We start from the raw sequence: 12,575 nt of genomic DNA, 5'->3' as shown, positions 1-12,575 counted from the left end.
GAGATCATTTTGAGCAAAGATTATATTTTATCCATAGACCAAGGAACGACGAGTTCGCGTGCAGTATTATTCAATCATAAAGGTGAAATCGTTGAATCAAGCCAGCAAGAATTTCAGCAATTCTTTCCGAAACCAGGCTGGGTAGAGCATGATGCCAATGAAATCTGGACTTCCGTACTGGCATGTATGGCGGAAGTACTACGCAAATCAGACATTAGCCCAAGCCAAATTGCAGGCATTGGGATTACCAACCAACGTGAAACGACAGTCGTCTGGGACCGTCATACAGGTAAACCAATTTATAAGGCGATCGTTTGGCAGTCACGTCAAACAGATGGTATTTGCACCGAATTAAAAGAACAAGGGTTAAACGAAGTGTTCCGTAAGAAAACCGGTCTTTTGATTGATGCTTACTTCTCAGGAACGAAAGTAAAATGGATTCTTGATAATGTTGAAGGCGCACGTGAAAAAGCGGATAATGGCGACTTAATGTTTGGAACCATTGATACGTGGCTGGTCTATAAACTGTCAGGCGGTAAAGCGCACGTCACGGATTACAGTAACGCGTCGCGTACATTGATGTACAATATTTATGACTTGGAATGGGATCAGGAATTATTGGATATTTTGACAGTGCCAAAGAGCATGCTACCAGAAGTGCGTCAATCATCTGAAGTTTATGCCAATACGATCGATTACCATTTCTTCGGTCATGAAGTACCGATTGCCGGTATGGCTGGAGATCAGCAAGCTGCGCTATTCGGTCAAGCTTGCTTTGAAAAAGGCATGGCGAAAAACACATACGGCACAGGCTGTTTCATGTTGATGAACACCGGTGAAAAAGGTGTCGATTCGGAACACGGACTATTGACAACATTGGCATGGGGTGTTGACGGGAAAGTTGAATATGCGCTTGAAGGCAGTATTTTTGTAGCAGGTTCAGCAATTCAATGGTTGCGTGATGGTTTGCAAATCATTGAAAATGCACCAGAAAGTGAAAACTACGCGATGCAAGTTGATTCGACAGACGGCGTTTATATGGTACCAGCATTTGTCGGACTTGGAACGCCTTACTGGGATACCGATGCACGCGGTGCAGTTTTCGGTTTAACACGCGGAACAACAAAGGCTCATTTCATTCGTGCAACACTTGAGGCGCTCGCATACCAGACAAAAGACGTTGTAGATGTTATGATAGAAGATGCAGGGATTGAGTTAAAGACTTTGCGTGTGGATGGTGGCGCAGTTGCTAACGATTTGCTTATGCAGTTCCAAAGTGATATTCTAGATGTTCCTGTAGAACGTCCAGTCGTTCAGGAAACGACAGCTCTAGGCGCAGCTTATTTAGCGGGTCTTGCAGTAGGATTCTGGAAAGACAAAGAAGAAATCGCACAGCAATGGAAGATCGACAAGAGCTTTACATGTGATATGCCAGTTGAAACAAGCGAAAAGCTTTACGAAGGCTGGAAAAACGCAGTAGCGGCAACACGATCATTTAAACCAGCAAAATAACTTACAAGTTAATTATGAGAGATATATGGCCGGAGACTTTGAGAGACCAAGCCAGTTTAGCAGAAAAATTCTGCAACTGTGCCTGGATCTCTCTTTTTATATGGAAAAACGGGTATACAAGTTTGATAGGGAATAGATTGAACACACCACGTCGATCGGTAGGCCCGCAAGAACACAATTTTGGGGAATCGTAGCAGTAAAAACTCATCTAAAAAAAGGAGCAGATTAACTTATGAAATTTTCAAGCTTAAACAGAAATGAACGTTATAACCAGATGAAACAGTCACAATTAGATGTACTAGTCATTGGTGGAGGAATCACAGGTGCTGGGATCGCACTGGATGCGTCCGTACGTGGCATGAATGTAGCAGTTGTAGAGATGCAGGATTTTGCAGCAGGTACAAGTAGTCGTTCTACCAAATTGGTTCACGGAGGGTTGCGCTACCTAAAGCAATTTGAAGTGAAAATGGTTGCGGAAGTCGGCAAGGAACGCGAAATCGTTTATGAAAATGGACCACATGTGACTACCCCCGAATGGATGCTTTTGCCATTTTACAAAGGCGGAACGTTTGGACCGCTCAGCACAAATGTCGGCTTGCGTGTGTATGATTTTTTGGCAGGTGTTAAAAAAGATGAACGTCGTAAAATGTTAAGCAAAGAAGAAACATTGCGCCGCGAGCCTTTATTAAAGAAAAAAGACCTTAAAGGCGGAGGGTATTACGTCGAATACAAAACCGATGACGCACGCTTAACGATGGAAGTTATGAAAAAAGCGATTGAAAAAGGCGCAATGGCAATGAATTACGCAAAAGTCAAAAGCTTTATCTACGATAACGGCAAAGTAGTCGGTATTGAAGTAGAAGATCAAATCAACGGCACAATTCATGAATTATTTGCGAAAAAAATCGTCAATGCGGCTGGCCCATGGGTTGATACATTGCGCGACGAAGATCACTCGAAATTTGGCAAAACTCTTCAGCTAACAAAAGGCATTCACTTAGTTTTTGATGGTCGTAGATTCCCGTTAAAACAAGCCATCTATTTTGATATGCCAGATGGCCGGATGGCATTTGCGATTCCGCGTCAAGGCAAAGTTTATGTAGGAACAACGGATACGGTTTACAAGCAAGATATTGCACATCCAACGATGACGTTAGAAGACCGGAATTATGTCTTGAAAGCGGTCGACTTTATGTTCCCAGAAGTCGCGATTACGGAACAAGACGTTGAATCTAGCTGGGCTGGTTTACGTCCATTGGTTCATGAAGAAGGCAAGGACCCCTCTGAAATTTCACGAAAAGATGAAATTTTTGTTTCGGATTCTGGTTTGATTTCGATTGCGGGTGGTAAATTGACCGGCTACCGTAAAATGGGCGAAAGCATCGTCAATCTAGTAGCAGAGCAATTGCAAAAAGAAGATGGAGTCAAATATCCAAAAAGTTCAACTAAACGATTGCCGATTGCAGGCGGAGAAGTGGGCGGTTCAAAAGGTTTTGAAACCTTTATGGCTGACCGCGTCCAACAAGCAGGCAGCATGGGCTTAACAGCTGATGCAATGCGTATGCTCGTAAGTCGCTACGGTGCGAATGTCGATAAAGTGTTGCATTTCTATACAGCTGGCCTCGACGAAGCGACAGACGCGGGTCTTGATCCATTAGTGTACGCGATGTTGCGTTATTCAGTAGAATACGAATCCGCCTATAAGCCAATTGACTTCTTTATCCGTCGTACTGGAGCGTTGTTCTTCGATATCCACTGGGTTCATGCACATAAAGAATCAGTCACTGCTTATATGAGCAAAACCTTTAATTGGACCGAAGAACAAACTACGGATTACCGTGATGAATTGGAAGGCTTGCTTTATGAAGCAACGCATCCAGTTGAAGTATCTTCTCAAAGCTTAAGCTAAAAAACAATCCCGCCTGAAATCCGTAAATGGATTGCAGGCGGGATTTTTATGTAGAAAACACCTTTTTTTCAACTCATGTTATAGTAAAATTAAAAGAAAGACTATTCTGAATTCTGGAGGAGCGATGAATATGAGCAACGCTGAATTAATGGAAACCTACGAAACGTCTTTACATCAATTAGCGGGGCACGGACCGAGAAACGTAGCAGTTTTAAAGGATGTCTTTGAGTCAATCGATGGCCACTTAAAGAGTGATAATTATGGAAGTGGTCCAGTTATTGAAGGTTTTCAAGAACAAATGGCGGAATTTTTAGGAAAACAAACAGCGGTGTTTTTTCCAAGTGGCACAATGGCACAGCAAATTGCTTTGCGAATTTGGTGTGATCAACAAGGCATCAAAAAAGTTGCTTATCATCCATTGAGTCATTTGGAAATTCACGAAGAAGACGGATTAAAGGAATTGCATGGTATTGAAACGATTCTTTTGGCTGATAAAGGCCGTGTGATTGAATTATCAGACGTGTTGTCTATGGATGAAAAAATTGCTTGTTTGTTACTGGAATTGCCGCAACGCGAAATTGGTGGTCAGCTGCCCAGTTTTGAAACACTTGAGGCAATTTCAGCATACTGTCGCGAACAAGGCATTAAGCTGCATTTAGACGGTGCACGTATTTTGGAGTGCTTGCCTTATTATCAGAAAACTATTAAAGAAGTATGTGATTTATTTGATTCTGTATATTTATCCATGTATAAGGGCATTGGTGGAATCGCTGGAGCCATTTTGGCGGGGGATCAAGACTTTATGGCCCTATCAAAGATCTGGAAAAAGCGTCACGGTGGCGATTTAATTTCATTGTATCCGTATATTTTGAGTGCAGAAACGTATTTCGCGCAACGCAAAGATCGCATGGCTGCATATTATGAGAACGCTGTTGAATTGGCTTCGTTTTTTAATCGGTGTACTGGGATTTCCACGATTCCAACCGTGCCAGTTACGAATATGTTTCATGTGCATTTTCAAGACACGGCAGAGCAAATCGCGCCTCTATTGAGTCAAGTTCAGCAGATGATGAATATTGGACTGACAAGGTATTTAAGGGCTGAAAATACAGGTTGTTCATTTGAACTAAGTATCGGAGATCAATACGAAAAAATTCCAAAAGGTAAAGTCATTGTCACATTCGAGTGGTTAGCCGAGAAAATGCGGAATGAATTTAACCAAAAGCTTTAAAGAAAGCTTTTTCTACTAATTAAACAGTAGGTGAAGTAGTCCTTTTAGAAACCCTCTACGGATTAAAAATTTAGAAAAAATGGCGGTGATCGGGTAATGTGGATTCAGCAGAAAAGTGGATGGCAAATAGCGACGTTAAGCGGAGCTTTAAGTGTCCTCATTTATATGGCTCACGTCATTATGGGCAGTGTGTTATGGGACGGTTACAGTCACGTCAGACAGACAATTAGTGAACTGACCGGCAACGGAGCACCAGACGCCGAAATGCTGAGGGTCTTTACCATTGGCTACGGACTGCTTGCGCTGCTTTTTTCAGTTACTGTCTATGTGTTATTCCGCAAATACCAAGTTCAAAAAACTGCGCAGTTGGGAGCTATACTTTTGATTGTGATGTACATAGCTTCGTTGATTGGCTTTGGGTTATTTCCATTAGAGCAAGGAGGCGATGTCCTGACTTTTGGCAATTTTATGCATTTGGCAATAACTGCGATCGTTTTGATTGCAACAGTGGGTGCTTTGTTTATGATGGGTCATGGTCTGTTGCTGACCAAAAACTTTCGCGGCATCGGACAGTTTACGCTAGCTTGTGCCATTGTAATTGTCTTAGCAGGCATCGCAACTCCATTCGTTTTAAACAGCGATTTTCCCTATCCAGGGCTGCTCGAACGTCTATTAATCTTCACTTTTCAACTATGGATGTTCGTCTTATCTATCTATCTCTTCAGATTGCCTAAAATTATGGATATGGAATTAAAGCGTGTCGGCCTTGTGGAAATTTACAAAGAGCGATGAAAGACTTTAGTGCAGCAGTAAAAGCAATTGCGTCCGAACGTTACAACTAGCGTTCACAACGATTTTGTAATCCATATCATTACTACTATTTCATGCACTCGGTCCTATTCGGAAAATTTACAAAAAGTTAAACAAATTTCACATAATGTCCTGCGATAATGGGTAAAGAAGTATATTGAATGGCAACGACAGTTTGCCAAGTTGAAACTAGGGGATGAGCAGATGAGAAAGATGAACCGAGGAATGATTACTTCATTAAGTGCGATTGCTGCGGCACAAGCATTAAAAATCGTCACTCACAAAACCGTAACAGGTCAATGGGATTGGAGACAGGCCTTTACAACAGGTGGCATGCCAAGCTCCCACTCAGCTGGTGTTTCAGCACTCGCCTCGTACGTAGCTGCCAATAAAGGCGCACGTCATACAGAGACAGCCCTTGCAATCGTATTTGGTGTCATCGTGATGTACGATGCACAAGGAATACGTCGCCATACTGGAGAAATTGCTCGACTAGTGAATGAATTAGAAGACAGCTTTGTGAAATTCTCAGGCGAATTTCCAAGCTTTGAATTTGTGGAGCGTGAAAAAGACTTGAAAGAGTTACTTGGTCACCAGCCGGTTGAGGTAGTAGCTGGAGCTGCTTTTGGAACAATTCTTGGCTTGGTGTCAGCCGCAATCGAGAACCGTGTACGTGAAATCGAAGAAAAAGAAAAACGTTCAAAATCTCAACTGGCATACGATGGTCGTGGCCGCAGATCGACAAGAGCATAGAAAAAAATACAGCCATTCCAGTGGAATGGCTGTATTTTTCTGTCCAAATTATGTGACCGCACCTCGGAAGGAGAGAAGCGCACCTCGGAAGGAGAGAAGCGCACCTCGGAAAGAGAGAAGCGCACCTCGGAAAGAGAGAACCGCACCTTGGAAAGAGAGAACCGCACCTCGGAAGGAGAGAACCGCACCTCGCCAAAAAACAAGAATAGGCGCGTAGCCTATTCTTGTTAGTTTGGAATCCGCGCTGTCCACCGTGACAAATCAGGATTGCTGACTTGAAGTGTATCTTTCGGGAAAATGAAAGTCCAAGGTTTTGTTGTATTAGCTTTGACAGTGAGCGGTGCTAGTTTAAAGGAGCCTTTTACTACGGAGGAGCCCGTTGCATCTATGATTTCCAAAGGCAAATTTTCTAATTCGATCTGTTTTGAATAACCGTTACGAATAAAAACGGAAACCGCTAAATTTCCATCTTCCGAAAAGCTTGTCTGAAACCCTGTAAGATTCAATTCCTGAGAATTTAACTTAGGGAGTTTTTGGACTAAATCTCTCAATACGGATTTTTTTTCAGATGATAATGCCTCTTCCCAGGAAATGTCTAAATCCAACGCATGTGGCACAAGAGATTGAACATTAAAAGCTAATGACCAATCGGCAGTTGGAACTTGTGCCGTTTGAATCGAATCTTTTTTGAATTTGAAAATCCAAGGGCGATTGGACAGAGCGGGAATTGATCCCAATTCCGATAAATCGAATTCTTGTGACGCAATGGTTTCTTTGTTGCCATCTTGCAATACCAACTCGGCTTTTTCCATCGTAAATGGACGTTCGAGCGACGAGCGGAAAAAGGCTTGGACGTTCCAATCGCCTGTGTATGGATCTGCTTCGATATCAATTCCTGCCAACGACAATTGGTTTGCTTGCAAAGGTGGGAGGTCATTTGATAGGAATTTTAGGACGTATTCTTGTTCTTTGCTAATCTCCCACTCTTGAGAAATAGATAAAGTAGGTGTCACTTCTTGTGTTTCTAAAGATGCTGTTTCGGAACCGGCTCCTAGTTCTGTAGAAGACACAATGGAATCTTTTCCAGTTTTCCCGGTTTTGTTGAAGAAAGAAAAAATACTCAATTTTTTACCCCTTTTCGTGGCGATTCAAGTTGCGCAGAAATCCAAGTATCTCTGAAGCAACAGAATAACGCAGGTTCTGGAAATTCAAAGCGAATAGCTCAAGGCCTTCTTTTTGATAAATTCGCATAGGATCTTCTTGTTGATAAGAACGAAGTCCGATGCCTTCTTTCAGGTGAGCCATCGACTCCAAGTGTTTGATCCACATGGCATCAATTTGTGATTGCATAACGAGTTGAACAGTTCTAGCGACTTTAAGATCGTCTTGATTGGAGCCAATAAACTCGGAAATGCGGTGCAAATAAGGTTCGATTTCCGCGTCAATGACTTTTCGTTTGCTTAAATTTTCGGAAAGCGTGATGGATTCTCCTAATAGTTGTTGCAAGTCCTGTTTGATAGCAGCAAGATGAATCAATTGAATGTCGTCGTTTTCAGGAAGTGTTTCAGAGATGACATAATCAGCGGCGTCTCGAACCATGCCTTGCACGATTGAGAAGTTTTCTTGTCCGCTGAGCACGCGATTTCTAAGGTCATAAACGATTTTACGTTGCTCGTTAATGACATCATCAAGTTTCAGGTTATACTCGCGCATGGAAAAGTGAGAACCTTCTACAATTCGTTGCGTACGATCAGTTAGTTCATGAATGTCTTTATTGGTGATTTCTCCAATTTTCGACGTTTTCATTTTTTTCTCGAATTTTTCAACGTCTTCTTTTGCAAAACGTTTGAACATATCGTCTTCAAGAGAAATGATGAATTGAGATGAACCTGGATCGCCTTGACGACCAGATCGCCCACGCAATTGATTATCAATTCTCCGATTTTCATGCTTTTCGGTACCAATCACATGTAAGCCGCCAAGTTCTGCCACTCCATCGCCTAGAACGATATCGGTGCCGCGACCCGCCATATTGGTGGCAACTGTAATTTGGTTTAACTGACCTGCTTGCGAAATCAACTCAACTTCTTGTTCCATGCTTTTCGCGTTAAGTAATTGAAAAGTCAAATCGTGCTTTTTCAAATAAGCAGCAACGGCTTCTGATTGCAGGATGGATGTAGTACCAATAAGAACAGGCTGACCAGTTTGATGAAGCTTGCCAACTTCCTCAGCAACGATTTTGTATTTATGGTCCGCAGTTTGAAACACGCGATCAAGCAAATCGACCCGAATTTTCGGATGATTAGTCGGTACTGCTATGACATCCATGCCGTAAACTTCACGGAATTCTTTTTGCTGAGTTTTTGCTGTGCCCGTCATGCCGGAAAGATGCGGATACATCCGGAAAAAATTCTGTATCGTAATTTGAGCCTGTGCTTTGTTTTCTTCGGTAATTTCTACTTTTTCTTTTGCTTCGATTGCCTGATGCAGACCATCAGAAAGAGTTCTACCGTCTAAAGTACGACCCGTGAACATATCTACCAGAAGAATTTTGTCGTCTTTGACAATATAGTCGACATCTCGTATAAACATGACGCGCGCACGAAGTGCCATAATCACATAATGATAAAGCGTCTGGTGTTCGAGCTCATATAGATTGTCGACTCCAAATGCTTTCTCCACTTTTTCGATGCCTTTATCCGTCAAGGAAGTGGCTTTTGTTTCATCATCGTATTCGTAATCTTCATCTTCAATAAAACGCAGAGCCAGCAAGGAAGCAATTTGATGAAGCTCAGCGCTGACTTTCATCTTTCCAGCGACGATAAGAGGTGTTTTTGCTTCATCAATCAAGACACTATCGACTTCATCGATAATTGCATAATGATAAGGTCGCTGTACTTTTTCTTGCAAGCTGGGTGCCATATTGTCTCGTAAATAATCAAAGCCAAATTCGGTGCCGACACCATACGTTATATCTGCTTGATAAGCTTGTTGTTTTTCATCGCTAAGCATCATTGGAAGGTTTAACCCAACCGTTAATCCTAAAAAGCGATGGATTTGGCCTATTTGGTCGTAGTCTCGTTTTGCTAAATAGTCATTGACTGTAATAATATGTACGCCTTTTCCTTCTAGCGCTCTAACATATGCAGAAAGGGAGGATACTAATGTTTTTCCTTCGCCGGTTGGCATTTCAGCGATATTTCCTTCAGCTAGTACTAATCCACCTAGTAACTGAACATCGAAATGGCGCATATTTAGTACACGCTTTGAAGCTTCGCGAACGACAGCAAAAGCGTCTGGAATAATTTTTTCTATAGTCGTTCCTTTTAGTAGTTGTTCTTTAAAGATGGCCGTCATTTGCTGAAGTTCCTCATCGGACATGCCTTGGTATTTCGCTTCTAGTGCATTAATGGCTGCTACAATCCGATTGTACTTTTTCAACGGTCTTGTAATCGATTTAGTTGATCGCTTGAATAACGTTACCATGAATACTAATCTCCTTCTTCTCTCCAATTGCTACCTGCTTATTTTATCAAACTTTCCCAGTAAACTCCACATTACTTTGTGTGGATAACCGTCTCTGCAACAAGATGGCCGCTTAAATTTAGCTTTTTTTAAAATGAATAAAACAAACTGTATCAGTAATAATATTTTGATTATATAAGAATTTTTCAGCTGAGGATAGTATAGTAATAAAACAGCTAGGAGGCTCTGTAAACTTGTACTCAAGTCTATCCTAAATTGATGTAAAGCGTATATTAAGAAATTCTAAAGTCTTAGGAAAAGGTGTTGCCTCTATGAAAAGATAGGATAAGCTGACTGTAATATCTAATTAGTTTAAAGGAGGAAACACATTTGAGAACCTTGTTTTTGAAAATGTTCATTCCCATTCTTTTTATTGGATTGTTCTTGACCATGAATGTTGATAGCCATTACATGGCAGCAGAAGCTCCGGCAATAGACGAACAACAAACACTCAATGAACTAGAAGCTGAAGTTACAGAAAAATTAGTTCCTTACGAGAAACAATTAGCTGATGCAGAAGAAGCACTACACCGTTTGATTGCAAAGCTAGAAAGACAAGAAACGATTAGTTTTGAACAATACCAGCAATATCAGTCGACTTTAGATGAGTTAATACGAAGACTAAATACTATATCTCAAGAAATAGCGGCCGAATCGACTCTTTTAAGCAATAAGTTTGAAGATTTATTGCGAGTACAAAAGAAAATAGACGAGATGGATGTGAAATAAAAATGGTAACTAAAGGGAGCTGTCTCAAAAGGAGTCGCCATCTGCATTGCCATCAGCCCTTGAGGATAGATCGATGAGGAATATCTATGGCAGACGCCAAATTGTGGCAGATAGTTTGTTCTGTCCTACAAAAGGCAATCGATCGTTCCGGTGAATTTACCTCGGAGATTTCGAAAAAGTGCACAACGACTTCAATAATGTGGGCATCAACTCAAAAAACAGACCAAGAAAAGATGTCCTTTTTCTTGGTCCGTTTTAGGTTAGAGAGGTAAAAACAGTCTCTTAGGTGTTCCTAACATGTTTAGGCTTTTAACTAAATCTCTAAATTTTCCATATTTATCAGCACACGAAATTTTGTCACGCAAAAGATGTTTGGAAAAGTAGTTTGCGAAGCTGAGCTTATTTTTTCATGTGAATTAATTTACATATTCTAAAAAAATGAAATTTTATTTCATTATTTAAATATAAATATGATTTTCATGGTAACATTATGTTCTGAATAGATAGAATTATTACAAATACGAAGAGTTCATTACATCTTGCAACCCTGAGTAGTTGTTTGACGTTATAAGGTTTATAATGGAAGAAAATAAAGAAATTTATGCTAGTTCATCAAGGGGGTTCAGCTATGACGTGCAATAAATGTGGAAAAGAAAATGAAGAAGGCTCAAAATTCTGTAAGCATTGTGGGCATTCACTTATACAGAAAAGAAGTAAAAAGCAAAAAAAACGTAATTTTATTTATGCAATCGTACTAGTTTTGACATTACTCGGAGTTGGGGTTGGATCGGCCCAATTAATGGCAGATAAATCAGCTCAAGAAGATCAAACAGAACCACCAAAACAAGAAAAACCGGCTGAAAAAGAGCCAGAAGCAACAGAAGAACCAAAAACAGAAGAACCGGGTGTAGTAGAGAAAATTGAAGAACCTGAAGAAACAGTTCCAGCGGAAGAACAAGTCGCAGGTACTGTAACGAAAGTGGAAAATGTTGTGCCACCTTCTGAGCAAACAGAAAAAGTGGAACCAAAGAAAAAAGAGAAAACGGCAATCATTAAAGAATCACAGCAAAAAGTTTACACCATAATGACTGAAGGGGGACAAGGGTCGGGATTCTTGTTTTCTGACACAGGGATGGTTGTGACAAATGCCCATGCAGTAGCAGGTTTTACAGATGTCGTAGTTCGCAACATTAACGGACAAGATCATCCAGGCACAGTCGTTGGCATTTCCGCTGAATCTGATATTGCGTTGATCCATGTAGAAGCGTTTGAAGGCATCACACCATTGCCAGTTGAAATGGAAGCAACTGATGTAGGCACTGAAGTCATTGCACTCGGGAGTCCTGCGGGTATGGAAAATACCGCTTCAATTGGTTACTTAACAGGCATTGATCGCGACTTTTATCAAGAATTTACGTACGAGGATATTTACCAAATGGATGCGAAAATTGCGCCTGGTAGCAGCGGGGGACCATTAGTAGACGCAACGACCGGGAAAGTGATTGGCATTAACTCATTAGTAATCGAAGAAGGCGATTCAATTGGCTTTTCGATTCCTATGTATTCGATGCATGATCAATTGAGTCAGTGGGTTACTACGCCGATGTCCGCAGAAGAAGTAGCCGCTTTATTCAAAGTGTACGACGATTTTAGCGGGTACGAAGATGAAGATTATGAATACGATGTTGATTTAGAAATGAAATTCGATGAAACTAATTTAAGCGAGTTTATCGGTGATTTCCGTTATTATTATGAAACAGCTTTAAAAGAAGAAGACTTCTTTTATGTTCAAAATCTATTGGTTTATCAAAGTGATATTTACAATGGTATTTCTGAATACATTGCAGACATTGCTGGGCAAGGAATGGAATTTAACTTTACGAAGCTGGAAATTTCAAGTATCGAAATTTTAGACGATCATGCTGTTGTTCAAACGGAAGAGGCATTTGACTTTAAAGATGCAAACGGCAAATGGTCTGTTCAAGAACGCAGCAAAACCTATACGATTGTCATGGATGAATATGGCTTTTACTATATTTCGGATATTGTCAATAAGGAGTAATTATTAAAGCAAAACACAAAAAAAAGAAATTCCCGAAAGTTGGG

The 12,575-nt window shown here is 40.9% G+C and carries 9 protein-coding genes; 7 read left to right on the top strand and 2 right to left on the bottom strand.

Going from position 1 to position 12,575, the window contains the following annotated elements:
* The first annotated feature begins 9 nt into the window (after positions 1-9).
* From glpK to AJGP001_RS12970, 5 genes are all read left to right on the top strand, one after another.
* Positions 10-1,512 (top strand): glycerol kinase GlpK, encoded by a 1,503-nt coding sequence (gene glpK, locus AJGP001_RS12990; RefSeq protein ID WP_071153310.1) that lies wholly within the window; start codon positions 10-12, stop codon positions 1,510-1,512.
* 232 nt (positions 1,513-1,744) lie between these two features.
* Positions 1,745-3,421, top strand: a complete 1,677-nt coding sequence (locus AJGP001_RS12985; RefSeq protein WP_078080624.1) for a glycerol-3-phosphate dehydrogenase/oxidase — start codon at positions 1,745-1,747, stop codon at positions 3,419-3,421.
* A gap of 130 nt (positions 3,422-3,551) precedes the next feature.
* On the top strand, positions 3,552-4,652 hold the full coding sequence (locus AJGP001_RS12980; protein ID WP_151897515.1) for a threonine aldolase family protein: 1,101 nt from the start codon (positions 3,552-3,554) through the stop codon (positions 4,650-4,652).
* A gap of 96 nt (positions 4,653-4,748) precedes the next feature.
* Positions 4,749-5,444, top strand: a complete 696-nt coding sequence (locus AJGP001_RS12975; RefSeq protein WP_058384626.1) for a DUF998 domain-containing protein — start codon at positions 4,749-4,751, stop codon at positions 5,442-5,444.
* 222 nt (positions 5,445-5,666) lie between these two features.
* A complete protein-coding gene (locus tag AJGP001_RS12970; protein ID WP_058384627.1) occupies positions 5,667-6,215 on the top strand; it encodes a divergent PAP2 family protein in 549 nt (182 codons plus the stop codon).
* 227 nt (positions 6,216-6,442) lie between these two features.
* Here AJGP001_RS12970 and AJGP001_RS12965 read toward each other — a convergent pair whose 3' ends face one another.
* Together AJGP001_RS12965 and secA2 are read right to left on the bottom strand one after the other, a co-directional pair.
* Positions 6,443-7,339, bottom strand: a complete 897-nt coding sequence (locus AJGP001_RS12965; protein WP_078080622.1) for an accessory Sec system S-layer assembly protein — start codon at positions 7,337-7,339, stop codon at positions 6,443-6,445.
* Positions 7,340-7,343: 4 nt separating this feature from the next.
* Positions 7,344-9,701, bottom strand: coding sequence for an accessory Sec system translocase SecA2 (gene secA2 / locus AJGP001_RS12960; protein WP_071153877.1), 2,358 nt, complete (start codon positions 9,699-9,701; stop codon positions 7,344-7,346).
* 369 nt (positions 9,702-10,070) lie between these two features.
* Between secA2 and AJGP001_RS12955 the strand changes: the two genes are divergently transcribed.
* Both AJGP001_RS12955 and AJGP001_RS12945 read left to right on the top strand, forming a co-directional pair.
* Entirely contained in the window at positions 10,071-10,469 is a 399-nt protein-coding gene (locus AJGP001_RS12955) for a hypothetical protein (RefSeq protein ID WP_078080621.1), read from the top strand.
* 628 nt (positions 10,470-11,097) lie between these two features.
* Positions 11,098-12,531 (top strand): trypsin-like peptidase domain-containing protein, encoded by a 1,434-nt coding sequence (locus AJGP001_RS12945; RefSeq protein ID WP_071153874.1) that lies wholly within the window; start codon positions 11,098-11,100, stop codon positions 12,529-12,531.
* Positions 12,532-12,575: the final 44 nt, after the last annotated feature.

This window comes from Planococcus faecalis (assembly GCF_002009235.1).
Taxonomy (GTDB): Bacteria; Bacillota; Bacilli; order Bacillales_A; family Planococcaceae; genus Planococcus; species Planococcus kocurii.
The sequence above is the reverse complement of the archived record's forward strand: the minus strand, read 5'-3'. Positions and strand labels throughout refer to the sequence as shown.